Annotated in this window: 20 protein-coding genes and 1 pseudogene; 11 read left to right on the top strand and 10 right to left on the bottom strand. The window is 60.2% G+C overall.

What is annotated here, in order from left to right; all coding sequences use genetic code 11:
- Together ruvB and IPK32_15880 are read left to right on the top strand one after the other, a co-directional pair.
- Nucleotides 1–1042 (top strand): annotated as a pseudogene (ruvB, locus tag IPK32_15885) (Holliday junction branch migration DNA helicase RuvB).
- A 24-nt stretch (nucleotides 1043–1066) separates the two neighbouring features.
- Nucleotides 1067–1552: a hypothetical protein gene (locus IPK32_15880; protein ID MBK8093411.1), complete on the top strand. Its 486-nt coding sequence runs from the start codon at nucleotides 1067–1069 to the stop codon at nucleotides 1550–1552.
- Between the two features lie 103 nt (nucleotides 1553–1655).
- Here IPK32_15880 and IPK32_15875 read toward each other — a convergent pair whose 3' ends face one another.
- From IPK32_15875 to dnaN, 6 genes are all read right to left on the bottom strand, one after another.
- Complete coding sequence (locus IPK32_15875) at nucleotides 1656–2447, bottom strand: hypothetical protein (protein ID MBK8093410.1); 792 nt, start codon at nucleotides 2445–2447, stop codon at nucleotides 1656–1658.
- Nucleotides 2448–2678: 231 nt separating this feature from the next.
- Complete coding sequence (locus IPK32_15870; GenBank protein ID MBK8093409.1) at nucleotides 2679–4313, bottom strand: PQQ-binding-like beta-propeller repeat protein; 1635 nt, start codon at nucleotides 4311–4313, stop codon at nucleotides 2679–2681.
- A gap of 79 nt (nucleotides 4314–4392) precedes the next feature.
- Nucleotides 4393–6663 (bottom strand): PQQ-binding-like beta-propeller repeat protein, encoded by a 2271-nt coding sequence (locus tag IPK32_15865; protein ID MBK8093408.1) that lies wholly within the window; start codon nucleotides 6661–6663, stop codon nucleotides 4393–4395.
- A 259-nt stretch (nucleotides 6664–6922) separates the two neighbouring features.
- Nucleotides 6923–7843 carry a type II secretion system protein gene (locus tag IPK32_15860; protein ID MBK8093407.1) on the bottom strand — a complete coding sequence of 307 codons (921 nt, stop codon included), beginning with the start codon at nucleotides 7841–7843 and terminating at the stop codon, nucleotides 6923–6925.
- Nucleotides 7844–8111: 268 nt separating this feature from the next.
- The gene (locus tag IPK32_15855) at nucleotides 8112–8720 is read right to left on the bottom strand and encodes a hypothetical protein (GenBank protein MBK8093406.1); all 609 of its coding nucleotides are present in this window, start codon (nucleotides 8718–8720) and stop codon (nucleotides 8112–8114) included.
- 52 nt (nucleotides 8721–8772) lie between these two features.
- Complete coding sequence (dnaN, locus tag IPK32_15850; GenBank protein ID MBK8093405.1) at nucleotides 8773–9870, bottom strand: DNA polymerase III subunit beta; 1098 nt, start codon at nucleotides 9868–9870, stop codon at nucleotides 8773–8775.
- Between the two features lie 73 nt (nucleotides 9871–9943).
- Between dnaN and IPK32_15845 the strand changes: the two genes are divergently transcribed.
- Nucleotides 9944–10864 carry an SDR family oxidoreductase gene (locus IPK32_15845; GenBank protein MBK8093404.1) on the top strand — a complete coding sequence of 307 codons (921 nt, stop codon included), beginning with the start codon at nucleotides 9944–9946 and terminating at the stop codon, nucleotides 10862–10864.
- Nucleotides 10865–10872: 8 nt separating this feature from the next.
- Here IPK32_15845 and IPK32_15840 read toward each other — a convergent pair whose 3' ends face one another.
- Nucleotides 10873–11472 carry a hypothetical protein gene (locus tag IPK32_15840; protein ID MBK8093403.1) on the bottom strand — a complete coding sequence of 200 codons (600 nt, stop codon included), beginning with the start codon at nucleotides 11470–11472 and terminating at the stop codon, nucleotides 10873–10875.
- A gap of 149 nt (nucleotides 11473–11621) precedes the next feature.
- Between IPK32_15840 and IPK32_15835 the strand changes: the two genes are divergently transcribed.
- On the top strand, nucleotides 11622–12308 hold the full coding sequence (locus IPK32_15835) for a sigma-70 family RNA polymerase sigma factor (GenBank protein MBK8093402.1): 687 nt from the start codon (nucleotides 11622–11624) through the stop codon (nucleotides 12306–12308).
- A 25-nt stretch (nucleotides 12309–12333) separates the two neighbouring features.
- On the opposite strand, the gene recR is transcribed toward IPK32_15835, so the two are convergent.
- The 3 genes from recR to IPK32_15820 are packed head-to-tail and all read right to left on the bottom strand — an operon-like array spanning nucleotide 12334 to nucleotide 14723.
- Nucleotides 12334–12942: a recombination protein RecR gene (gene recR, locus IPK32_15830; GenBank protein MBK8093401.1), complete on the bottom strand. Its 609-nt coding sequence runs from the start codon at nucleotides 12940–12942 to the stop codon at nucleotides 12334–12336.
- Entirely contained in the window at nucleotides 12939–13829 is an 891-nt protein-coding gene (locus IPK32_15825) for a hypothetical protein (protein MBK8093400.1), read from the bottom strand. The genes recR and IPK32_15825 overlap by 4 nt, the downstream gene beginning before the upstream one ends.
- Nucleotides 13830–13838: 9 nt before the next feature.
- Complete coding sequence (locus IPK32_15820; GenBank protein MBK8093399.1) at nucleotides 13839–14723, bottom strand: uracil-DNA glycosylase; 885 nt, start codon at nucleotides 14721–14723, stop codon at nucleotides 13839–13841.
- Between the two features lie 148 nt (nucleotides 14724–14871).
- On the opposite strand from IPK32_15820, the gene IPK32_15815 reads away from it, so the two are divergent.
- From IPK32_15815 to IPK32_15785, 7 genes are all read left to right on the top strand, one after another.
- Complete coding sequence (locus IPK32_15815) at nucleotides 14872–15543, top strand: ABC transporter ATP-binding protein (GenBank protein ID MBK8093398.1); 672 nt, start codon at nucleotides 14872–14874, stop codon at nucleotides 15541–15543.
- A complete protein-coding gene (locus IPK32_15810) occupies nucleotides 15540–18704 on the top strand; it encodes an ABC transporter permease (GenBank protein ID MBK8093397.1) in 3165 nt (1054 codons plus the stop codon). The genes IPK32_15815 and IPK32_15810 overlap by 4 nt, the downstream gene beginning before the upstream one ends.
- A 211-nt stretch (nucleotides 18705–18915) precedes the next feature.
- Complete coding sequence (locus IPK32_15805; protein ID MBK8093396.1) at nucleotides 18916–19386, top strand: RNA-binding protein; 471 nt, start codon at nucleotides 18916–18918, stop codon at nucleotides 19384–19386.
- A gap of 154 nt (nucleotides 19387–19540) precedes the next feature.
- Nucleotides 19541–21763 (top strand): prolyl oligopeptidase family serine peptidase, encoded by a 2223-nt coding sequence (locus IPK32_15800; protein ID MBK8093395.1) that lies wholly within the window; start codon nucleotides 19541–19543, stop codon nucleotides 21761–21763.
- A 231-nt stretch (nucleotides 21764–21994) separates the two neighbouring features.
- Entirely contained in the window at nucleotides 21995–22264 is a 270-nt protein-coding gene (locus IPK32_15795) for a hypothetical protein (protein MBK8093394.1), read from the top strand.
- A gap of 129 nt (nucleotides 22265–22393) precedes the next feature.
- Nucleotides 22394–23308 (top strand): universal stress protein, encoded by a 915-nt coding sequence (locus IPK32_15790; protein MBK8093393.1) that lies wholly within the window; start codon nucleotides 22394–22396, stop codon nucleotides 23306–23308.
- Nucleotides 23305–25974 carry an HAD-IC family P-type ATPase gene (locus IPK32_15785; GenBank protein ID MBK8093392.1) on the top strand — a complete coding sequence of 890 codons (2670 nt, stop codon included), beginning with the start codon at nucleotides 23305–23307 and terminating at the stop codon, nucleotides 25972–25974. Before IPK32_15790 ends, IPK32_15785 begins: the two co-directional genes overlap by 4 nt.
- The last annotated feature ends 60 nt before the right edge of the window (nucleotides 25975–26034 follow it).

The following is a 26034-nucleotide window of genomic DNA, read 5'->3' as shown; positions in this document are numbered from 1 at the left end:
TTGCCAGCATTTCAAACCGGGCCTACATCACAGGCCGTGAATCCTGCGCTGAACGAACCTGACTCTCCCTTTGACCTCGCCCTCCGCCCAGCGGACTTCGAGGAGTTCCATGGGCAGACAAAGGTGAAGGAGCAGCTCCTCGTGATGGTCGAGGCAGCGAAGATGCGAGGCGAGGCGCTAGATCATGTGCTGCTCTGTGGCCCGCCAGGACTGGGGAAGACGACACTGGCCAATCTCATCGCTACCGCTATCGGCACGAAGCTGCACACCACCAGCGGACCGCAGATCGAGCGTGCGGGCGATCTGGCTGGCATCCTCACGAATCTGCAGGAGCGCGATATTTTATTCATCGACGAAATCCACCGCCTGCACCCGAGCGTGGAGGAGTATCTGTATCCAGCCATCGAGGACTTCCGGCTGGACATCATCATCGACCAGGGGCCGAAAGCGCGGACGATCCGGCTCGACCTGCCGCCCTTCACCTTGGTGGGGGCCACCACGCGTGCAGGGAAGCTCACGTCGCCGATGCGTAGCCGTTTTGGCATCCCGAACCGACTGGACTACTACACCACAGAGGAGCCTGGAGCACATCCTGATGCGCTCCGCACGATTGCTGACCGTGCCCATCGAAAAAGACGGCGCACACGAGATCGCCCGCCGATCCCGTGGCACACCGCGTATCGCGAATCATCTGCTACGCTGGGTGCGTGACTACGCCCTCGTGAAGGCGCAGAACATCGTCACTGGCGATGTCGCTCACGCTGCACTGAGCATGCGTGACATCGACGAAAGCGGCCTTGATGACATGGATACGCGCATCCTGGAGGCCATCATCGGCAAGTTCGATGGCGGCCCCGTGGGCATGGGCAGCGTCGCGGTCGCTGTAGGAGAAGACGCGAGCACTTTGGAGGACGTGCATGAGCCCTACCTCGTCATGCAGGGCTACCTGAAGCGCACACCGCGTGGTCGAGTGGCCATGCCCATCGCCTACAAGAAGCTGGGCATTCCACCTCCTGTGCGTGCACAGGCGGAGCTGTTCTGAGTCATCCTTTTTACCTCCCCGTGTATGTGGCTCGAACTCACCACTCTCTGGCAAAGCATCCGCGACCCGGAGTATCTGCACCTGCTCATCGAGCCGCTGCCGCTCTACGGGCTGGGGATCGGGCTGATGATGTTTGTGGTGGCATATGTGTTTGGCGAGCGGCGTAGTCGCACGCTGGCGCTGGCACTGATCTGCATCTCCTGCTGCAGCGTGTGGCCGTACACCGATCTGCGTGAGAAAGCCACGCCACGGATCATCGCCACACGCCCTGTCGAGTACAAGGATGTGATCCAGGCCCAGACGCAGCTCCGCGCAGGGTGGAACTGGCCCTACTACCTCATGGCGCTGGTTTCCTTCCTCGCGCTGTGCACCGCGCATCGGCCCCAGGGGCGACCCTTTCTATTCACCGTCGTACTCGGTGGGGCGCTGCTGTTTTGGTTTAGCATCTGGCTGCACAAAAAGGAGTGTGAGGTCTATCACCGGAACATCATCCGCCTCGGCCCACGCTGAGTTTCACAGATCGGGGCACTTTGAGCCGGAGCTGCGAAGCGGTGCTGGCAGATCGAGGTGGAGGCTGGAAATTCGATGGTATTTCTCCGGCGAATATACTGGCTTATTTTGAACGTGGCGACGTGGAGACTGTGCGAATCGCGCTCACTGAATGGCCGGAGGCGAGCGTGTCGGCGATGAACTGGAGAAATCCGCCCGCAGGTCGGCAAGGGATGACATCGAAGGGAATGAGCGTGTCCTCGAAACGGACGAGGTTCTTCGCGTGGGCATCAAAGACACCGAGATTGTCCTCGGCGCGGTAGTAGCCGCAGGCGGTGACTTTTTCGAAGCCCTTCGAGGCGAACCATTCGTCGATCTCCGCCAGTGTGACGGGTACTATGTCGAAGCGAGGCTGGGAGGTGACAATGGCGAGGTCGTCTCCTTGGTCGATGATGCCCTCCAGGCGGTTCAGGCCGGGAACGAGCTCGTTCTGCAACAGAAGGCGTTCCAGATACTCGACGGGCGATGCTTCCCAAAGCTGAAAGCGCCGAGCCTCCATGTCCGAGGCCACCAGCGCGAGGTCCATGCCCGGTGCGAGGCCGAAGATGCCGTCGCGTGTGACTTTGAAATAACGATCTGTGGCCTCGTTGTGGAAAATGTCATGCTCCTGGCCGCCACGAATGACCTTGGGAGGCAAATCGGCTTGGCTCAGCAGCAGACCCAGACCTCGCGCCCATTCACGAAGGTTTTCCTTCTGCCGGGCGAGCGTGGGCGGCCGAGATGTGACTCCATCTGCCGATACGCCTCCTCCGAGGTGACGGTACGCCGCGAGGACAAGATCCGATCCATCTGCTCCTGGGTGAGCAGCGGCTTGACCGGCGGCTGGCTGGTTTGTGTGAGGTTCATCGGCGTGCATGCGGAGGGTAGTCCAAGGCGGTCGAGACGCAAGATGCGGCTTGCTAGCGAGAAGTTAGCACGACTTTGCAGGATAAGGTGATCCGTGGGCATAAAAAAGGCGGGCCGTTTTGCGGCCCGCCTTGGTGAGAAGTCAGATGTCAGAAGTTATTAATCCGGCATCAAGACAGAACATCAAATCAGCCGGTTCTCCCTGCGTGGGAGGTGCGCTATCAAAGTGCCGGATTAATAATCACTGCGCACCCGCCGCTGGAGTCTTGGCACCTTCTTTGAAGCAGTAGAGGTGTGTGTGGGTGGTGATGTAGAGGGCGCCGTTGGCGGCGACGACGCTGCTGAGCAGCGGGGAGGGGAATTCGATGGTTTTGAGTTCCTTCAGTTCCTTGCCTTCGGCGAGGATGAAGAGCTCGCCTTCTTCGTTGCCGATCCAGACTTTGCCGTCGGCGACGAGGGGGCTGGCCCAGATGTGGCCTTTGGTGTCGAATTTCCAGTATTCCTTGCCGGTTTTGGCGTCGAGGCAGAAGAGGCGGCCGGTGTAGTCGGCGGCATAGACGAGGCCGTCTTTCACGGCAGGGGTGGAGATGGAGCGCTCGATGCCTTTGAAGGTCCAGACGGCTTTGCCAGTGATGTCGCCGGTGCCTTTGGGGTCGATGCAGCTGAGGCAGCCGAGGCCTTCGCCGTGCTCGGGGTCTTGGCCGATGGGGACGTAGATGAGGCCGTCGGCTACGGTGGGGGTGGCGATGATCTCGCTGGGGCCGTCGTATTCGACGTATTTGATGGGTTCACCGGCGGAGTTTTTGCGATACTCGGGTGGATTGGCGTCGTAGCGCCAGTGCTCGGAGAGGATATCGAGGTCTTCTTCATTCTTTTTGGTCTCGGGGGCCATGGAATAGACCCAGCCGTCACCAGCGGCGAAGATGACTTGTTTTTTGCCGCCGAGTTCGAGGTAGTTCGGGGAGGACCAGGAGCAGTGGAGGACGCGCTGGGAGGCGATGCTGTCCTGCTCACCCATGAGCTCACCAGTTTCGGCATTCAGCATGATGAAGCTGGGGCTGTTGGGGGCGGGGATGTTGGTGTGGGTCCAATCGACGCCGTTGCAGGTGGGGACGAAGACTTTGCCATCGACGACGAGGGGGAAGCCGGCGGTGGCGTTGTGCTGGAAGACGCCGAGTTCTTTGTACATGTCATACACCCAGAGGATGTCGGCATCGGTGTTGCCGGGGGCGATGGGGGCGGTGTTTTTGCCGTCTTTGTCGAGCGGGGCCATGAAGGTGTTTTCTTCCTGCATGCCCTGGTTGCCGTCAGAGAGGCCTTTGACGTCCATGCAGATGATCTGGCAGCGGTTGCCAGGGACGTAGGCTTTGTCGCCGACGATGGTGGGGCTGGCGCAGATGCCGAGGTATTCCCAGTCGTTGACTTTGCCGGTGCCCATCTTCGGGGAGACGAGCTGCCACTTAAATTCGCCGGTGTATTCGTCGAAGACCATGACGATGCCGCGGTCGCCAGCGTGCTTTTCATCGCGTGGCGATTCGTTGTTGGTGCCGACGAAGACTTGGCCGTTGGCGATGACAGGTGTGCCGTAGGTCTGGGAGCCGAGCTTGGCCACCCAGAGGCAGTTCTTGGTGGTGCTCATGTCGATGTCCTCGGCACCGGGGGCTTTGTTGGCCTGCTCGGCGTTCGGACGGAGACGGCCTGCGGCTTTGGGGGCGGCTTTGGGGCCGTATTTTTTGCCGGGTTCAAAGTCGATGGGCAATCCTTTTTCGTCGGATACCATGTTGCGGGTATTGCTGCCGCCCCACTGGGAGTAGTCGGCTGCTTGGAGCGTGGCAGTGAGGGCCAACGCAAGGAGGAGGGTGGGTTTCTGGAGCATGGAGCGTGGGGTGTGGAAGCGGAGGGCTAAGGGCGAAGTGTCAGAGGTCAGAAGTTAGAAGTGAAACGTGAACTGTGGATCAGTTCGGTGTCACACTCAGATTGTCGATGTACATGCGGCGCTGGTTTAGCGGGGTGAAGCCGAAGAGGCCTGGGGAGCCGCTGGCGTGGACACGGGGGAGCTTCACTTCGATGGTCCAGGCGGCGGGCTCGGCGGTGCCTTTTTCCCACACTTTGGCCTGCACGACGCCGGAGCCATCTGCGGCGGCGGCGACGCTGGTCTTGAAGGTGTACCACTTGTTGGCGGTGAGCTTGAAGGGGACTTCTTGCTTGAGACGTTCGAGGTTGGAGGAGACCTCCAGTTTGCCGGCATTGCCACGGAGGCAGATGAGGTAGCGCTGGTGGATGAAGCCGATGTCGGACTTCGAGCGGGCGTTGCCTTCGGTGAGCACGTCGGCCTGCATGGTGTAGTTTTTCAGGTGCGATGGGGCGAAGAAGACGCTGGCACGTTGGAAGAGCAGGCGGTCAAAGCTCTTGCCGAAGACCTTGTTGCCGTCTTTTTCCATGACCTGGAATTTGAAGCGGGCACCGATCCAGGGGAGCGGCGGGTAGGCGAATTTGTAGGCGGGATTGTTCTGCGGATCGACGGGGAACTCCTCGGTGAGGGTGTAGCCTTCGAAGTCCTCGGTGATGGGCAGGTTTTTCAGCGCACGGCCGCGGATGGTGCCGAAGAGGCCATTTGGCGCGGTGCCTTTGAAGGCTCCTGCGCTGATCTTTGCATCGGGGGCTACGACGAGCTCGCCAGCGTCGTTGAATTTGCCGTCCATGGTGGCTTTCACCTTGGCGGTGGGCGGGATGAAGGACTCCCACTTCACGCCTTTGATGTCGTTTCCGACGACGAAGCCGTTGGCGTCGATGCTGCGGATGCGGAAGGCTTGTTTTTCACCGGCGAGGATGACGGTTTCGGCAGGGATGATCTGGAGGGCGACGGCTTTGCCCGCTTTCGGGATCTCGGCGACGGGTGCGGCGTCCACTTTGATGCCGCTGTTCGGGATAGCAAAGGTGTAGAGCTTTTCAGTGGTGGTCACATAGAGCACGCCGTCGCACACGCTGGGTGCTCCAAGGCACTCGCCTTCGAGAGCGATTTCCTGGACGATTTCGCCGTCTTTTTCGCTGGGTTTGATGACGATGAGCTTGCCAGCCATCATCGGGCAATAGAGCAGGCCATCGACGTAGAGCGGGGAGGAGTGCAGATTGGCATTGGAGAGCTTCTTTTTCCAGATTTCGGCTCCAGTGTTGGCATTGATGGCGAAAAGCTCGCCGCCGTCGGAAAGCTGATAAATCGTGTCGCCGACGATGACGGGTGAGGAGCTCGTCGCACCGATGGGGAAGCGCCAGAGCTCGGCAGAGGGCTCCAAAGTGGCCGATTCCGTGGCGGGTGGCACGGGGGCGGTGAGCTTGGTGGGGAGCTTCAGGGCGATCATGCGGCCTTTGTCGCTGCTATCGACGTTTTCGTCGTTGTGGATGGCGATGAGCTTGTCGCCGCCATGGAGCACGACACTGGGATTGACGCCATTTTTGCAGAAGGGGAATTTCCAGTAGGGTTTTCCGTTCCGCGTGTTCACACAGACGATGTGGCCGCAGCCAGTGGTGTAGTAGCCCACACGCTTGCCATCGCGAGTTTCGAGCACCGGCGTGGAGAAGGAACTGTCCACGGGCGGGGAGACACCAGGTAGGGACCACCAGACGAGTTCACCGGTTTTTTTGTCGAATCCGTAAATGCGATCCGCAGCAGGGCCATCCGCGCCCCAGTTGGAGAAGATGTAATGCACCAGCACATTGTCGCCCTCGATGACGGGGCTGCCGACGCGGCTGTTCGGGAAGGTCATACGGCCCAGGTCTTCCATGAGGGGCTTTTCGAAGACTTTTTTGCCGTCGAACTCGAAGCAGTAAAAGGTGCCGGCATTGCTGACAAGGTAGATGCGCTTCGTTTCGGGGTCGATGGTGGGTGCGCCGATAGAGTAGCGGTTGTAGATGGAGTCGCTGAGGTAGTCTGGCAGCTCGTGTTCCCAGAGTTTGGTGCCGGTTTTGGCGTCCAGGCAGGTGAGTAGCTCGATGAGGTCGGTCGTCTCGCCTTTGTAGCCCCAAAGGATGACTTTGCCGTCGCAAATGATCGGCGTGCCACGGCTGCGTGCGGCGTAGGTCCAGGCGGGAGCTTCGGCGAGCTTTCCAGCGGCAGTGTAGTGCTCAAGGGAGACGCCATTTTGCAGTGGGCCGCGCCAGTTGGTCCAGTCATTGGCAAAAGCAGAAGCGGAGAGCAGAGTGAGGAGGGCGGAGAGGCGGGGTAGCATGGGGAACGAGATGAGAGAGGATAGAAGGTAGAGGAGAGAAAATAGAAAAAGGAGGATAACGGAAGAATCGGGAGGGAGGGGTGGGCGGCAATGCGTTTTTCATCCCGTCCATTGAGGATGTAGCGTATCCTTTGTCGTTGGAAAATGGGGCGGGGGGGCAAAACGCGGTACCAGAGCGTGCTCTTGCGAAGGGAAATGAAAGAAAAACCCCGCCTCGGCTGACCGGGGCGGGGTTTCGTGTGTGGCTAATGATGCTACATTAGTTGCCGAGGGCACCAGCAGGCGGTGCTGCGGGAGCGGGCGCTGGGAGGGCTCCAGGCAACTGGCCAGGCATGGCTCCAGGCATTTGGCCGGGGAGCTGACCAGGGAGTTGTCCAGGCATTTGACCTGGGAGCTGTCCAGGCATCTGGCCAGGCAGGCCGCCACCCAGAGGATTGTTCGGGTCAAAGGGCTGCTGGTTCATCATGCTGGGGTCGCTCATGCCGCCGCCCATCACCTGAGGATTGAGGATCTGCTGCACCTGACCAGGGGTGGCCTGGGTGAAGATGTCGAGTCCGCTGGCCTGGGGTTTCGGGCCGACCATGCCGGTTTTGCCCTGAAGGTCCACCACCTCGGAACTGCCGTCATTGCGGCCGATGATGACTTGTCCGCCTGGCCATGTGCGGCCGGGCTTGAGCTGACCAGCGGCGCTGGCGTTCCACATTGGGGGCCAGCTCATTGAGGCGACGTTTTCATAGACCAGCGGCATGTTGCCGGGGCTGGTATCAGTCATGCCCTGGGTCATGGCCCAATGGTTTTCATTGATCTGAAGAGCCTGGCCATAGGTTGGAGGGGAGCCGATGTCGTTGTTCGGGTTGTAACCGGCTGGGCAGCCGAAGATGCGCTCGTCGGTGACGATCTGCTCCTGGATCATGAAGCGGAAGGCGTCATTAGAGTTCATGGGGGTGCCGCCGCCTGTGTAGGGGTTGGGCACGGTATCAGGGTACTGGCTGTTGTTCTTGGTGGCGAACTGCTTGAGCGAGAGGATGACCTGCTTGCAGTTGCTGACGCCCTTCATCTGGTTGCCCTGACGCTGGACGCTGTTGTATGCGGGGACGGCGAGGCTCGCGAGGATGGCGATGATGGTGATCACCACCAGCAGCTCGATGAGCGTGAAGCCGCGGATGTTTTTTGTTCTCATGGGTATGGGTATGTACTTACTTATAGGTTGGTTCGGAAAAACGGTGTTTTGCCGCATTTCCGAGGGGATTAGAACAAAATACACCCTGTTTGGCGAGTGCTTTTTTCCCGCCTGTATGGGCTAGTGGTTCTTCTGCGAAATGTCCATGGACTCGATTCGCCGTGATTCAGCGATGATCAGGCCGCATTGTGAATGCCCTGTTCTAGAGCTTGGCGGGCAACTTCAGGCTCTTCTCGGTCCGTCGAGATGGCGGGATGCGGTGGGCGCTTTAGGGGACGACAAAAATCTTCTGCGTGTAGGGGCAGCGTGCTTTTTGACCCGAGCGGAAGTCCGAGACGTCGATGTCACGTCCGAGGGGGTCAAAGGGGCTCTTCACAAAGCCTGGCTTGCTGCGTTTTGCGGTAGTCAGGCCACTGTTGGTCGTTGGTGGCTTGGGAGTCGGCGGCGGCGCAATTGGCTCCATCTTGGGCTTGGCGACCTCTGGGGTCTTGACGGTGGGCCTGGAGGAATCTGGCGGGGTGACAATGATGGGGGAGGGTGGTTTTGTGCCGCCATCTGACAGGCCTGGCTTGGTGATGACCTCGGGTGGGTCGATGGACATTTCTTGCCCAGGGGGCTGGACGTTGGCGGTGTCCTCTCGCGGGATGTTGCGCGTGCTAGGAGGGGCATCGGGCTCGCCATAAGCATCGAGATACCTCGTATCACGTGGGGTGGGGGCTTCCTCCATGCCATAGCGCCGGTCACCAGGGCCGCGATCTAGTGGGTAACCACGCTGCCCATAGGCTGGCGGGCGTGGTGGCCCGGGCGGCGGGAACATGTTGTAGCAGGAGGGGAGGATGAGGAGCGCGGTGAGCGCCGTCAGCGCGTACGTTTTCATGTCTTGCTGGGCTGTTGGGTGAGGAATGCGCGGATGAGACGCGGTCGCGGCATCAGCCATTCACACGCATGGGCATGAGCACGTAGAGGAAATTAGTGCCACTGCGGACGACTCCAGGGCTGATTTCGTCGATGAGATGAAGATGAATCTCGTCGCTGCTGAGGTTGCGCAGGGGGGCCATGGCGAACTCAGGATTGAAGGCGATGGTGATGTTCGCGCCTTTGTAGTTGATTGCGAGAGTCTCGCGGGCTTCACCGATGTCGGGAGAGGAGGCGACGATTTCGACTTGGCCGCTCGTGAAGATGAATTTCACGCTGTTGGACTTGTCAGAGGCCAGCAGGCTGACGCGGGAGATGGCACGCAGGAAGGCCTCGCGCTCGATGGGGATGCGCTCTTTGGCCTCACCAGGGATGACTTGGCGGTAATTGGGGTAATTGCCGTCGATGAGCTTGCTGACGAGCAGGCTATCACCGAGGTCGAAGCCAACTTGAGAGCCCGTGACCTTGATGGTGACCAGCCCGCTGTCTCCCAGCAGGCGTGAGAGCTCATTCACAGCCTTGGTCGGGATGATGATTTCACCTTCCTGGCTCTGTGGGAACTCCATCTCCTGCTCGATCATAGCGAGGCGGCGGCCATCCGTGGCGACCATGGTCAGTGCATTGTCTTTGAAGCTGAAAAGGATGCCATTGAGCACGTAGCGTGTCTCATCGGTCGAGATGGCGTAGCTGGTGCGGCGCAGGCAGTCACGCAGGGTCTGCTGTTCGATCTTGAACTCGCGTGCATCATCAAAGCGTGGCAGAGCGGGGAATTCCTCACTGGTGAGCCCTAGGACTTTGAAGAAGCTGGGGCCGCTGCGGATGGAGGCGACATTTTTCTCATCCACTTTGATTTCGATCATTTCCGCAGGCAGCTCACGCACGATGGTGGCGAGTCGGCGGGCGGGGAGGGTGGTAGCGCCGGCCTCAGAAACCTCCGCCGGGACGGTGCAGGTCACCCCCACGTCCAGATCGGTCGTGGTCAGCTCCAGAACGCCATCACGGGCCTTCAGCAGCACATTGGAGAGGATCGCCAGCGTGGTGCGGGAGCTGACGACGTGCTGAACTTGGTTGATAGCCCCCAAAAAGGCTTCTTTGCTGATGCTAAACTTCATAATTGCCTGTGATTGGTCGTGTTGTTAACAACGACGCTGTGAATTGGCAACGACATTGAGCGGAAAATTCCAGGTGTCTAATGCGGAATCGTCTCTGGCGACATCTGCGCCCCGTGTCCTCGTTCTCGGTGCGAACGGGGGGCTGGGGCGTGCCCTGGTGCGGGAGCTTGCGCACACCTGCTTTGTCACCGCTTGGACTCGTGCGGACCTAGATCTCTCCCAGCCGACTCAAATAGCCGCCAGGCTCCAAACACTGGATTTTGATGTTTTGCTCAATCCTGCGGGCCTGACGAGCCCAGATATCTGCGAGCTCCAGCCCGAGCTAGCCCACCGTATCAATGCGGAGGCCCCAGGGCACCTGGCGGCGGCCTGTCAGCAGCGCGGGGCACGATTTATCCATTTCAGCACGGATTATGTCTTCAGTGGGGAAGGGCGGGAGCGCTGGCCGGAGGACGCAGAAACGCTGCCGATCAATGAATATGGGCGCAGCAAGCTCGCTGGAGAGCGTGCCGCAGCGGAAAACACAGATCGGGTGCTCCTTGCCCGTGTCTCGTGGCTTTTCGGCCCAGATAAGCCCTCACACCCCGATCAGATCATTGCCCGTGCTTTGCAGTTGAGTGAGTTATCCGCGATCACGGATAAAACCTCCGCCCCGACCTTTACTCGCGATATTTGCACCTGGATCGCAGGCCTGATCCACGATCACCCGCAGCTCTCCGGCCCGCTGCACCTCTGCAACGGCGGCAGCACCTCCTGGCACGGATGGGCAGAGGCCGCGCTGGAGATCGCCCAGAGACTGGGGCTGCCAGTGCTCACGACAGAGCTGGGCAGCAGCGCATTGACCGAGGCCACTTTTTTCAAAGCTCCACGCCCACGCCACACGACGCTGGATAACACACGGCTGGCGCAGCTCCTCGGAGCCCCGCCACGGGACTGGCGAGCGGCGCTGGAGGCTTATCTCACTGCGCAATATGGGGACCGCAGCAGCAGTTAGGCTCGTTTTTACTTCACCTCGCGTGGAGCTGCGTCACCGATCTGGATGGTCGGCGCTTTCGCGTCCTCACTGATGATTAGCGAGACCCAGTGGCCATTGGCGGCATGCGCGGGGAAGCCGCAGGCGAGAGCATATTCACCTGCTTCGTCTGGGGTGAATGAAAAGTCCGCCTTTGCAAAAGCCATGCCCTGTTCCGGCTTTGGCACCCCTGCGCCATCGAAGTAGGGAGCCCCCATTTGTGGCTTCTTGAGCATGTCTTTCTCCACCACGAGCAGGCTGTGAGGAATGGGGCTGGGATTGATGAAGGTCACATCGACAGCCCAGTCTTTCGGGATGGTATAGACGAGCTTGCCGTGGGCATAGCCATTGAAGTTCATCCCATAATTCGCCGCCGTGTAGGTCGCCACGAGCGTAATTTTCACCGATCTGGGTTTTTCGCCGAGTTTGAGGAAATCCGCCTCCGTGATGCCTGCGAAGAGTTCTTTTTTCAGTCCTGGAATCTCCATCGCCGTGTGTTCATGGCCCGCAGGGGCCGCAGCGGGCTGCTGGGCCTGGAGGGAGAGAGTGCCAACGAAGACGAGAGTGGCGAGTGCGGCGGATTTTTTCATGCGGCGCGGATGAAAGCAGACCGCAGACGCCGCGCAATGAGGTTTTGGGCTTCTGCGACTAACACAGGCGGCCGTGGTTCATTCATTCCTGCATCTCCTGCCTTGCCTACTTCCTGCCCGCCCTTACTATCGCACCCCGCCCGCCCCAAATGGCCGATGAACCGAAAATCCCCAACGAAGAGCAAATCCTCAAGCAATTGAAGGAGTCGGGCTCACCGCCGACACGCAAGACGCTCATCGAAAGGCTCGATAACTGGGACGATTGGGCCTCCTGGGATGAGTTTTACCGCACCTATTCCAGCTTTGTCTTTCACGTCGCACGCAAGGCAGGCCTCAGTGATGATGAAGCGGGTGATGTGGTGCAAGAAACCTTCATCGGCGTCGCCAAAAACCTGCAAAAGAAGAAATTCGATACCAGCCTCGGTTCCTTCAAATCCTTCCTGCTCAATCAGGCTCGCTGGCGCATCCTCGACCAGTTTCGCCGCCGTAAAAAGCAGCAGGACCGTGAGGCGAACCTCTACGCCGGAGAAGAGCCAGATGACCGCCGCACCGCCCCCATCGATCGCTGTGCTGACCCCAATGGTGTCGCCCTCGAAAAGCTTTGGGAGAAAGAATGGCAGGACAAGATCATGGACATCGCCCTGCGTCGGGTGAGGGCGCTCGTCTCACCGCGTCAGTTCCAAATTTTCTCCTGCTACGTGCTCAAAGGCTGGAGCCCTGAGCGTGTCAAAAAGGAGCTCGGCGTGAATGCCGCCCAAGTCTATCTCGCGAAACACCGAGTGGGCCGCATCTTGAAGCGCGAGGCCGCCAAACTGGCTGAAACAGACGGAGAGTGATCGCTGAGCATTCTCTATAGCGTGATCAATCGACTTTTCTGCGGCCGCTGAGAGCTTGGTAGAGCGTGAGCTCATCCACATGGTCGAGGGCTCCGCCTGCGGGCATGCCTTGGGCCAGGCGGGTGATGGTCACCTCGCTTCGGCGGAGTAGATCCGCGAGGTAGCTGGCGGTAGCCTCACCTTCCACATCAGAGCCGAGTGCGAGGATCACTTCTTCGATCTCCAGGCTTTTGGCACGCTCTTCGAGCTGGGCGATGCGGAGGTCCTCGGGCGTGATGTTATCGAGCGGGCTGAGTTTACCACCGAGGACGTGATACAGGCCATGATACGCTCCGCTGCGCTCCAGGCGGAGCACATCGGCAGCTTGCTCGACGACGCAGAGGAGGCGGCGGTTACGCTTGCGATTATGACAGAGCATGCAGGCGCTGCCTTGCTCGATGAAAAAGCCGCATTCATCGCAGGCGACCACACACTCCGCCAGGGTGCTGAGCGTCTGTGCGAGCGGCATCACACGGTCTTTGCCGCCCTGCATCAGCCAGATCATGAGCCGCTCCGCACTGCGTGGCCCGAGACCGGGGAGTGATTTGAGCTGCGCGATGAGGCGCTGGAGTGGGGCGGGATAGTTGAGGCTCACGGTTTCTTGAGTGTCGATGCTGGCCCTAGATCGAGCCCGAGATGTGTTTTTAAATACACCGCTAGCACGGGGATGAAGTCGTTCACGAATCTCTCCCGGTTCACCGTAGTGTCACGGAGTCGAGTGCGGTTTGCTTCCAGTTGAAAGCCGGTGGTCTGGCCTGTGCAGTGCCGTGCGACAGTGTAGCCACCTTTGAAGTAAGGCTCATCTGGCACCGGCATCTGCGGACTAGGTGTGCAGCGCCAGCCGCGTGCGGCCAGCAGTGCCCCCATGCTCTGTGGGCCATGCAGCAGCTCGGTGTAGCTGCGGCCACTGCGTTGGAGGAGCATGGCAATGCTGCTCTTGGAGGAAAAGGCGGCAGCGTTGATCGTGGCGGCGTCTTGGGATAGCTCTCCCGGAGAATGCAGATAGCCGAGCTCGATGCGCTCGCCTTTATGGTTCTGGCCATGCATGTCGATGAGGAAGGCATAGCCATGGCGTGCGATGGCGGTATCGCGGGCTTTTTCGATTAAGGCGTGATACTCGCCCCAGCTCTGGGCTGCGGCGGCATGGCCTTGGGCAGCCTCGGAGATTTCGCGGTTCGGATCGAGCTTGCTGCGGTGCAGGTGGCTCATGATGCAGTGCGGCCGCCGTCCATAGCGCACCACGAGCTGCTCCATGATGAGGCGTGTGAGCTCCTGCGTGTTCGCATCAGCACCGGTGACGCCGCGGGTGCGGTCTGGCAGCTCTTTCGGCTTCAAGGCACCACCATGGGGTGAGCAGAGGATGAGGGGTAGATCACCCGCGATGTATTCCACATACTTGGCGCTGCCAAAGTGCTGCTGCGGGATGCTTTGAGCATGCAGCAGCGCACCCAGAAGCAGGAAAAAGCCAACGAAGTGTTTCATGCTCTTGCTCTATTTGGCTTTGAAGTAGCCGCGTTGTTTTTCAGAGATGGGCATGCCGAGCTTTTCCATCACTTGCAGCATGTCCTCCCACACTTGGCGCTTGGTGAGCATGCCGCCGTTGGTTTTTTCCTCACGCAGGATGTAGCTGGGATGAAAGGTGATCATCACCGGCGTGCCGTGGAAGTCCTGGAAGCGTCCTCTCAGGCGATTGACGCTGCCGTCAAAGCCCAGCCCCTTTGCGGCGGTGCCACCGAGAGCGATGATGGCCTGTGGGCGGATGATGTCGATCTCCGTGAGCACAAAGGGCAGGCAGGCAGCCATTTCATCCGGTGAAGGCGCTCGATTGGCGCTGCCTTGATTGTCCAGGGCCGGACGGAATTTGCAGATGTTGCTGATATAGACCTGTGAGCGCTCTAGGCCCATCGCTTTGAGGATTCCGGTGAGCTTTTGGCCTGCGGGGCCCACGAAGGGCTCGCGAAGGCGTTCTTCCTCAGCGCCGGGAGCCTCACCGATGAGCATGAGTTTCGCATCTGGGTCGCCGACGGAGAAAACCATCGTCTGGCGCAGCGAACCGAGCTTTTTCACCGGTTCCCAATTTTCTGCCTGGGCGGCGAGCGAGGCGATTTTTTCCGCACGAGTGCTTCCAGAGACTTGGAGCAGCTCTAGGCGTGTGCGGGTCACTTCTGGCGCTTTTTCGCGGAAAGTCCGCACCTCGGCGGTGGGAGCCGTTTCGAGCTTTTTCGGCGTTTCGGGCTCTGGCGGGCTCTGGACGGGTGTTTGGCCATGTTTTCCGAATGCTTTTGCCAGCACACCGGGCCGCAGCAGCACATGCGTCTCGCCTTTCATCTGGCGATGGAGCAGGTGGTCACGGAGGAGGGCGGTGGCGGCAGACATGGGGATCAATGAGGGCAGAATGACGAAGGACGCTGCAATGTCGAAGGCTGAATGATGAATTTCCCGCAGTGGGAGGCGGCGAGTAGCGTTCTGGTTGATGTGCGCTGCTATTTGATCTGTCTGCATGTAGTGCCACCTATCCTTTGTCATGCTCCTCGCTCTCCAAAACATCTCCAAGTCCTACATCGACCCTGGCAGTGGCCAGAGTGTGCCGGTGCTGAAAAACATCTCACTCGAGATCGAAGCGGGCGAGTCGGTGGCCATCGTCGGCCCATCTGGCTGCGGGAAGAGCACTTTGCTCAATATCCTGGGCACACTCGATACGCCAGACAGCGGTGAGCTGCGATTGGATGGCGAATCTTTGGCTCAATGCAGTGCCGAGCATCTCGCAGAGGTGCGCTGTCGGAAGATAGGCTTCATTTTCCAGCTTCATCACCTCATGCCGCAGTGCAGCGTGCTGGAGAATGTGCTGCTGCCCACGCTAGCGCTGAAAAATCCCGCCCCAGATGCCAAAAGCCGCGCGGAGTCGCTGCTGGCGCAGGTGGGGATGCAGGACCGCATGCGCTGGCGGCCTGCGCAGCTCAGTGGCGGTGAGCGGCAGCGGGTGGCCTTTGTGCGGGCGCTGATCAATGAGCCGCGTCTCATCCTGGCAGATGAGCCCACAGGTGCCCTCGATGAAAAAAATGCCGATACGCTGACCTCGCTGCTGCTGGATCTGCAAAAGGCCACTGGCACCACGCTCGTCATGGTCACGCATCATCCCGCACAGGCAGCGCGGATGGGCCGTGTGCTGAAAATCCATGAGGGCAGCCTCGTATGACACGTCTCCACTTCATCCTCACCTCGGCGCGGCATTACTGGCGTGGGCACTTGGGGCTGCTGCTGGGGGCTTTTCTCGCCTCGGCCATCCTCGCGGGCTCGCTCTTTGTTGGCGATAGTGTGCGGGCCAGTCTGCGACGCATCGCGGCCCTGCGGCTCGGCAAAGTAGAGCGCGGCGTGCTCGGCGGAGATCGCTGGTTCACCGAAAAGCTGGCGCGTGACTCCCACAGCGTGCCTTTCATCTTCGCCACGGGCTCTGCCAGCGCTGGCAGCGGCGGCGTTCGCGTGAATGGGGCGCAGATCCTCGGAATCGACGCGGATTTTGGCAAACTGAGCCCGAGTGGCAAAAGCATCGCACTCGGCAGTGGTGAGATCGCGCTGAATGAGCCGCTGGCACGCAAACTGAATGCCAAAACCGGCGACAGCGTGCTGCTGCGTCTGGAGCGGCCCAGTGCCATCTCACGCGATGCGCCACTCTCCGGCTCCACGAATGAGCAGGTCACGCTGCGACGCACGGTGAGCCAGATCGTGAGCGCAGAGGACTTTGGTGCCTTTCAGCTCATCGCCTCGCAGATCACTCCCGATACAGCTTTTGTCTCCTTGGCCGATCTCCAGCGCCAAATCGAGATGGAAGGCCGCGTGAATGCCGCCCTGGGCACGCTCGATGCCTCAAAGCGCACGATCGAGGATTTCGGCCTGAAGCTCCTACGAGTGGCCGGTGGGCGCAAAGAATGGGAAGTGAGCACCAGCCGCGTGTTTCTCGATCCCATCCTCGCGACGAAGCTGCTGGCTCGCCCGCAGGCCTATGGCGTGCTCACCTACTTGGTGAATGGCATCACGTCATCGAAAGGCGGCACACCTTATTCGATGATCACGGCGGTCGATCGCATTCAGAAGTCCGAAGGCGGCGCTCAGAAGTCAGAGGTCACGATCACACAATGGCTGGCAGACGATCAAAAGCTCGCTCTCGGCGACACGCTCTCTTTAAAATACTACACGGTAGGCTTGGGGCGTGAGCTGAAGCAGGAGAGCGCGGATTTCAGCGTGGGGAGAATCATCCCGATGAACGATGCGGAGGTGAATAAGGCTTGGACGCCGGAGTTCCCCGGCGTCTCGGACGTGGATAACTGCCGCGATTGGGAACCAGGCATCCCCATGGATACAAAAGCCATCCGTGATCAGGACGAGAAGTATTGGGATGACTACAAAGGCACGCCCAAGGGCTTCATCAGCCTAGCGGATGGTCAGCGGCTGTGGAGCAACCGCTTTGGCCAACACACGGCGGTGCGCTTTCCAGACGCGGGTGAAGATGAGGCGGTGCTGCGGCAGCAAATCGCCTCGCACCTCGATCTGGTGGACATCGGGCTCGTCACGCGGGATTTCGGTGCGGATGCCGCTGCGGCGGCGAAGGGCAGCGTGGACTTCGGTGGGTTATTCATTGGCCTGAGTCTGTTTTTGATCGCTGCGGCGCTGATTTTCGCGGCCTTGCTCTTTCTCTTCACGCTGGAGCGGCGTGCAGCGCAGTCCGGGCTCTTGCTCGCGGTGGGCTGGACGCCACGCAGTGTGCGGAATGCCTTTTTGATCGAAGCCGGCGTCATCGCCGTGCTGGGAGTGGTGCTGGGCGTATTCGGCGGTGAGCTGTACACGAAATCCGCCCTCGCAGGGCTGGCAGGTGCCTGGAGCGGCGCTGCAAAAGGACTGGCGCTGCATTTTGAAGTGACGGCCCTCACGCGTGTCATCGCCGTCGTCAGCACGCTGCTGGCCGTGCTGCTGACGCTCTGGTGGGTGAGCCGGAAGATCTTCCGCACACCCGCCCGCGAGCTGCTCGCTGGCTCGGTGGCTGACACGCCGCTCGTGGCGCAGAAGGCCGCCTCGATGCTGCCTGCGCTGCTGTGCCTCATTTTGGCACTGGTGCTGATCCCTGCGGCGATGTTCACCACAGACCCGATGGCGGTCAGTGGCATGTTTTTCGGCAGTGGCATGCTCCTCATGATCGCTGGCATCCTGCTGCTGCGTGGCTGGATGCGCCGTGATGGCAGCTCGCTGGCGCAGACGCTCACACAGATCGGCCTGCGGAATATCTCCCGCCGTCCCTCACGCAGCCTAGCGGTGACGGGCATGATGGCGGGAGGCATCTTCCTCGTCGTCGCGGTGAATGCCTTTCGCATGGACGCGACGGAGAAGGGCACCGGTGGTTTTGCGCTCATCGGCGAGTCTGCGCTGCCGGTGTATGAAGACCTGAATAGCAAAACTGGACGCGACACCTTCGCTCTGGATGAAAAACTGCTCACCCACACACGCGTGCTGCCGTTTCGCCTGCGAGAGGGAGATGACGCGAGCTGTTTGAACCTCAACCGCGCTCAAAAGCCGCAACTCGTCGCCACGAACCTCGAAAAGCTGAGTGCGCACTTTCCAGCCATCCCGCTGGCCGAAATCCAAAACCCCAAATCCGAGATACCCGCCGTGGTGGACCAAGCGACGGCCATGTGGGGCCTGGGCAAAGGCGTGGGCGATTTGATCGAATTCACCGCAGCGGATGGGCAGGTCTTTAGCGTGAAAATCATCGCTTTGCTGACGGGCTCCGTTTTGCAGGGGAAAGTCATCATCCCAGAAAAAGACTACTTGGCGAAATATCCCGACGCAGCGGGCTACCGGCTGTTTTTGATCGAAACAGATGCCGCAGAAGAGGTCAGTGCCCATCTCACTCGACAGCTCGAACAACGCGGTCTAGCGCTGGAGCCTGCAAAACAGCGCCTAGAGGCCTTTTTGGCCGTGCAGAACACGTACATCGGCATTTTCACGATTTTGGGCGGTTTGGGCGTGCTGCTAGGCACGGCGGGCTTGGGCGTTTTGCTGGCTCGCCATGTGCTGGAGCGCCGTGGAGAGCTGGGACTCATGCAGGCACTCGGCTTCCGGCAGGGGGCACTGCGGCGGCTGATCCTCGGTGAGCATGCGGTGCTGCTGGCACTCGGAGTGGTGCTGGGTGTCCTCTCTGCGGCACTGGCAGTATGGCCCGCGCTGCGTCAGGGTGGCGGCGAGTTGCCCCTGGGCTTCCTCAGTCTGTTGGTCGTGGGGATTTTGCTGCTGGGACTGCTGGTTTGCTTCGTTGCGACGATGTTTGCGGTGCGGGGGAGACTGATCGAGGCGATCCGGCGGGAGTGATCTTTTTCTACCCCGCAGTGCCCACTCCCCCCCCTCGGAAAGGCTAAAACTATCGGTTGCCTTCTGGGCGAAGTGCGTCGAAGCGTGCGGAGTCACGTTCACCTGATCAAGGCTGAGTCGAGTGGTTCATCAGGTCAATGCTTGCTGTTCCGTAATCCTTTCATGGAGCTTGAGGATGCCCGCACGGGGAGGCGTCACCCATTCAAAAGATATGAACACCAAAATGTATGTGGGCAACTTGCCCTTCAGCGCCTCCGTCGAGGATATTACCAGCCTCTTCTCACAGTATGGGGGTGTCACTGACGTCTTCCTGCCCATGGACCGTGTCTCCGGCCGTCCTCGTGGATTCGCCTTTGTCACCATGGACACACCCGAGGCCATGACGGCCGCGATCGAGGGTCTCCACGGTAAAGAATTCGGCGGACGCAATCTCGCCATCAATGAAGCTCGTCCGAAGGAAGAGCGCCCACAAGGCGGCGGCTACGGCGGCGGCGGTGGTGGTGGCCGTGGCGGCTACGGTGGTGGTGGCGGCGGCGGCGGTGGCCGTGGCGGCTACGGTGGTGGCGGCGGCGGCGGTGGCCGTGGCGGCTACGGTGGTGGTGGCGGCGGCGGTCGTGACCGCGGCGCTCGTGACCGTGGCAACCGTGGTGGTGGCGGCTTCGGCGAAGAAGGCGGCTATTAATCCATAACCCTGATTTTTCACACAGCGGCATCCTGGCAACGGGATGCCGCTGTTTTATTTTTCACCTGCGCCAATTCGTTTCTATCTGGCTGTGAGAAAGGCTGCGCATGCTGCGTCTGCGTTATCTCCGAATCCACACCTCCCATCCCTGCTCATGCGTTTTCTGCTCCCACTTTTCCTCCCGGCAATCGCGCTCGCCCAGCTCGGGCCCAATGGTGCCACAGCCTCCTTTCGCGGCAGTCTGCCTCCGAAGCCCACTGCGGCACTCTCCGCTGATCAAGAATCGCCCATCGAAGCGCGGCTCAAGGCACTGGTCGCTGACTTCCAGGCGGTGAAAAAACACCCGCGTGCCGCCGATGCGGAGATTTTCCTCAAAGCCGTGCGCTACGCCATCGACTTCGATGAGTGGTATGACAAAAAACCGCAGGACAGTGTGAGAAAAGCCAGTGCTCTGCTCGATGAGGCTGCGAACCGCATCACGGGCCTGAAAGGCAACACCACGCCATGGCTCGATGGCACCGGGCAAAAAGTGCTCGGCTTTTACTCGCGGCTAGATGGCTCTGCGCAGCCCTACGGCGTGGAGATCCCTGAGGGGCTCGACTTCAAAGCCAAAAAAACTCCCATGTGGATCTGGCTGCATGGCCGTGGAGACACCGCTACGGATCTGAACTTCGTTTACAGCCGACTCATGGCGAAAAAGCCGGGTCAATTCCAGCCCGCAGGCACCATCGTCATCCATCCCTTTGGTCGCTACTGCAACGGCTGGAAGTCCGCCGGTGAGATCGACGTCTTCGAGTCCCGCGACGATGCCATGCAGCGCTTCAACATCGACTCCGACCGCGTCGTCATCGCTGGATTCAGCATGGGCGGCGCAGGGGCTTGGCATCTTGGGGCGCATTTCCCAGATCAGTGGGCCTGTGTGCATACTGGAGCCGGCTTCGCCGATGTGAAGCGCTACCAAAAGCTCACACCGGATAAATTCCCCGCTTGGTATGAGCAGACACTCTGGGGCGTCTATGACGTGCCCGATTACGCACGCCACTTCCTGAATGTGCCGCTCATCAGTTACAGCGGCGAAAACGACGCCCAGCGTGATAGCGCCGAGTACATGATGGAAGTGCTCGCCGGACATGACATGCATCCGCCGCACTTCATCGGCCCAGGCATGGGGCATAAATACCACCCAGAGGTCATTAAAGAGGTGCAGGCTGCGATCGAAAAAGCTGCCGCAAAAGGCCGCCAGCGCTTCCCTGATGCAGTCCACATCCAGACCAAGACACCCTACTACGGCCGCGTGAAATGGATGAACCTCCACGGCATGGAGGAAAGCTGGAAGGAGGCCCGTCTCGATGCCAAAGTGACCTCCGGCGACTGCATCGACATCCAGACACGCAATGTCAGCCGCATCGTCATCTATCCACCACCGCAGGCACGAAAAGGCGGTGGCAAACTCCGACTCAACATCGACGGCACCACGCTGCATCTCACCGTGGGCCCTCAGTTGCCACAGTTCGAGACCTTCCTCAGCCCTGGCCCGAAGGTGCCCGGCTCCCTCTGCCGCCTCATCAAAGAAAACGGCCAGTGGCGAGACTACGGCAATGACACGCCCTTTCAGCACGAAGGCCCCGCAGGTGGCAAGCCCTCCTCCCATCCCGGCCTCATGGACACCGCCTTCATGAAGCCCTTCATCGTCATCCTACCAGATGGAAAATCATCCTCTGCTGCGGTCGATGCCTGGGTGCAGGCCGAGTCCACGCACTTCCTCCAGCGCTGGCGTAGCCTCATGCGCGGTGATGCACGCGTCATGCTCGCTTCACAGGTGCCGGACGTGCTCGCTGCGGGCAAGACACACAGCCTCATCCTCTGGGGCACACCCGAGTCGAACTCCTGCATCCGCAGCCTGCTCAAAAATCTCCCTCTCACTTGGGACACGAAGCAGGTCGGCATGAAGTCACTCAGCCCCACCTACGACGCAGCCACTCATGTGCCTGCTTTGACCTATCCATGCCTCCAATCCCCCGGATTCGAGGTCGTCATCAACTCCGGCCTCACCTTCCGCGAGGCGCATGATCGCACCAATTCTCTGCAAAACCCGAAATTGCCCGACTGGGCCATTTTCGACATCACCCAGCCCCCTAGCGCAGAATCCGCCGGGAAAGTCATCGCCGCAGATTTCTTCGACGATCATTGGCAGGTGAAAAAAAGCTCCCACGGCCAAGTAAGTGCCGCGCAGTGCGCTGCAATGGCACCAACAGGAGATACTGGTTTCAAGTATCAGAGATTTCGTCTTCCCAGTGCTCTGAAACAGGGAAATGCGAGCCTATGCCAGAAAATTCAACGAAGAAGAGATTCGCCCGTCACAGCCTACTGGCGTTGAGGTTTTGCCACTTTGAACCTGACACTTGAAACCGGATTTTGGGGTGAAAACAGCATTCCATCTCTGGTAAGTGCCACTGGACCGCCTTTTTCATAAGGGCTGGAGCCGACTAATGGTTTCTGGTAGTGTCTATCACGGACATCGAAGTCTTTTATTAAAAACACGATTCGACATTCTGCCCGGTACTGACGGAGTCAACGTACCGTCAGCAACCGCTAACTCACCAATGTCATGCATAACATTGTCCACGGTCACGATTGCACGCTTCCTTGCCCCTGGGTGGGCACTGAGCACTGCCTCCTCCACATGCTACGCGAGGATGTCCTCCACGGCGGAAAGCTCTCCTACGGGCAGCTTTCCGGCCTGCGGGAGACTTATTATCCGCATAATCTCCCACTCTGCGTCTGTCCTGGTGGCTACCTGCGTTGGCGCACTGGTGCCCCGGTGCCCATGGTCGATGCAGCCTCGCATAATTGGGTCGATGATGGCCCTGGCCTGTAAGCCTGTTTTTATCTACCGCACTGTCACTCTTCTTTGGATGACGGTTTCAGATCTATAGCCGCGCCAACCCACGAGCTCACGCGTCTTAGAACTTAAGCTCGTTGAAATCCATCATTATACCATCCCGCCATGAGTACTTCAGCCACCCCTTCTTCACACCAGAAGACGATCCTCGTCGCAGTGGACTTTTCCACTGGATCACGCGCAGCATTGGAGCACGCCATCCGCCTCGCCGCGCAGAAAGGCATGCGCCTGCATGTGCTCCACGTTGTTGACTCCGTCTCACTCGCCCTGCTGGCAGAGCGACATCATGAAACATATGAGTCCGCCGTCCACACCGCCACGCTGAGCGGGCGCAAGGCGCTGAAAACCTGGCTCGCCCAGTCTCCCATGCCCGGCTCATACGATGAAACTCTGGTCATCGGCCATCCGCTGCATGAGATATTAGAGCACGCCAAGTCCATGCGGGCAGATCTGCTCGTCGCAGGCATCGCAGGCGTCGGTGGGAACACTCTCGGCGCTGGCTCCACCGCCTCCAAGCTCACCCGCAAATCCTCCTGTGACATCCTCCTCGTGCGCTCCGGTCATCCACAGCCCTTTCAGCGCCTCATCGCTGCGCTGGATTTTTCCTCACTCACAAAGAGCATCGTGCAGGCCACGCGGGACTTGGCCCTGGCAGAGAGCGCTGAGGTGGACTGGCTGCATATATGGTCAGACCCAGGGCAGTTCATGCCTGTGATTGGTCCACTAGGCGAGTCGGGCTTCACCACGCTCCCGGTCGATGCTACGAAGATCGATGAACAGCTCCGCCAGCAGCTCCATGAGCAGGTGCAGGCAGCCTCCGCAGGCCTCAAAACAAACGAAGTGCTGTGTGAGGACTCACGCGTCGGCCATGGCATCGCCCAGCATGCAGAGGCGTGCGGAGCAGACCTCATCGTGCTCGGTGCACACGGGCACTCTGCATTACATTATGTCCTGCTAGGCTCTACACCCGAGCGATTGCTCACGCGGCTGACCTGCTCCATGCTCGTGGTGAAAAAATGACGCTTGAGAAGTCACCTCCACCTTCTTGGCATGCCTGCACGGTGGGCGATGCTCTCAGCACCCTGCGGAGTGACATGCACGCCGGCCTCTCCACGGCAGAGGCCGCCTCACGCCTCACCCAGCACGGACACAATGAGCTACCTGAGGAGCAGCATAAACCGCTGTGGCAGGTCTTTGCCGCGCAGTTTGCTAGCCCACTGATCTACATCCTCTTTGTTGCTGCGATCATTTCCTTTGTGATGGGGCACGCCAGCGATGCGGTGGTCATCCTCATCGTGGTGATGGTGAATGCCGTCATCGGAGCCATCCAGGAAGGCCGCGCAGAGCACTCCATGTCCGCTTTGCGAAAGCTCTCCTCGCTCAAAGTCCGCGTCGTGCGCGATGGGCATGAAACCACCATCGAAGCACGCGATCTAGTGCCCGGAGACATCCTCCTGCTCGCCGCGGGTGATCAGGTCGGTGCAGATGCCCGCTTGATCGAGGCAGCGGCGCTGGAGGCCACCGAAGCCACGCTCACCGGCGAGTCGTTGCCTGTTTTAAAACACACCGACCTAGCGCCGGAGGATGCAGGCCTGGGTGATCGGAAAAACATGATCTACTCCGGCACGCACCTCACCGCAGGGCGTGGAAAGGCCGTCGTCGTCGCCACCGGGCTGCAAACAGAGGTGGGAAAGATCGCCCGCATGACCGCCACGGCCGAGGAGCCGAAGACACCGCTGGAGCAGCGGCTAGCGCAGTTCGGGCGCTGGCTCGTGGCGGCGAGCATCGTGCTCTTTGTGCTCGTGATCGCATTTGGGCTGCTGCGTGGCATTCCCTTCGTGGACATCTTCATGGTCGCCATCAGCCAGATGGTCTCGATGGTGCCAGAGGGGCTGCCCGTGGCCATGACCATCGCGCTCGCCGTCGGCATGCAGCGTATGGCGCGGCGTGGGGCCATCGTGCGCCGCCTCGCAGCGGTGGAGACGCTCGGCTCCACGAGCATCATTTGCAGCGATAAAACAGGCACGCTCACCAAGAACGAGATGACCGTCACCACCCTGGTGCTGCCAGATGGCCGACGCATCGAGGTCACGGGTGCGGGTTACTCACCAGAGGGCCGCCTGCTGTTTGAAGGCACCGACATCGACGATGCCGCACTGCGCCGCCTCCTAGAGGCCTGTGTCCTCTGCAACGACTCCCAACTCGTGCGGCCCGATGCTGAGGACAGCCGCTGGCGTGCGCTGGGAGATCCCACCGAGGCCGCACTGCTCACCGTGGCGCTGAAAGGCTGCGTCGAGCCTGAAACCCTGCGCAGAGCGCACCCACGGCACGCCGAGCTGCCCTTTGACTCCGCCACGAAGATGATGGCCACACAGCACAGCAGCCGCGTCATCATCAAAGGTGCCCCCGAGTGCCTTTTGCCGCTGTGTGATCTCCAACCGATCGATTTGGCCAATGAAATGGCCGCACAGGCACTCCGCGTCCTCGCCGTCGCCGAACTCGAAAATGGACAGATCGACGAAAAAGCCGGATTTGAGCCCTTTCGTGGCAAACTGCGCTTTTTGGGCCTCCTGGGCCAGATGGACCCACCGCGTGATGAAGTGAAAAGCGCTGTCGCCGAGTGCCTGGATGCTGGCATCCGCCCCGTCATGGTCACAGGGGATCACAAAGCCACCGGACTTGCCATCGCGACCGCTCTGGGCATCGCAAAGCCCGGCGACATCGCGGTTGATGGCCCTGAACTGGAGCGGATGCCCGCACACGAGCTGCGTGACAGCCTGGACCGCATCTCCGTCTTTGCACGCGTGCACCCCGCGCAGAAGCTACGCATCGTCGAGGCCTTCCAGTCGCAGAAACACGTCGTCGCCATGACCGGCGATGGCGTCAATGACGCACCCGCTCTCGCCACCGCCGATGTCGGCGTTGCGATGGGCATCACCGGCACCGAGGTCGCCAAAGGTGCCGCAAAGATCGTCATCACCGACGACAACTTCGCCACCATCGTCAAAGCCATCGAGGAAGGCCGCCTCGTGTATCAAAACCTCAAAAAGGTCGTCCTCTTCCTCTTTGCCACCAGCATTGATGAGGTGCTCGTGCTGTTGCTGGCGCTGCTATGCGGCTACCCACTGCCGCTCGCCGCCGTGCAGATCCTTTGGATCAACATCGTCACCGAGGGCACCGTGACCGTGAACCTCATCATGGAGGGCCTGGAGGGCGATGAAATGCGCCGCAAGCCCACCCCCACCGGCGAGCCGCTCATCACCACGGCCATGTGGCAGCGCATGGTGCTCATGGTCAGCACCAGCGTGGTCGCCATCTTTGGCTTCTTCATCTGGCGCTTGCAGAGCGGCGTGCCCTTTGAGCTCGTGCAGACAGAGACCTTCACTCTGGTGGCCATCAGTCAGTGGTTCAATGTGCTGAACTGCCGCAGCGCCACGAGATCGAGCCTCAGCCTCGACGTGCTCAAAAACCACTGGCTCATCGGAGGCATGCTCCTCGGAAACGTGCTCCACCTCCTCGTCATCTACACCGACACCCTGAACCACGTCTTCCACACCGTCCCCATCCCACTCGCAGACTTCCTCCTCCTCGCCCTCATCGGCAGCAGCGTCCTATGGACCGAGGAAATCCGCAAGTGGTTCGCCCGGCGGCGCGAGACTTTGAGACGGGGAGACGTGAGACCATGAGAGGTGAAAAGTGATGTGGGCACTTCTGCCCGCTGTGCTGGGCTCTTTGTTCGGGGTTCT

Source organism: Verrucomicrobiaceae bacterium (assembly GCA_016713035.1).
Lineage (GTDB): Bacteria > Verrucomicrobiota > Verrucomicrobiia > Verrucomicrobiales > Verrucomicrobiaceae > Prosthecobacter.
This window is presented reverse-complemented; position numbering and strand designations above follow the sequence as displayed.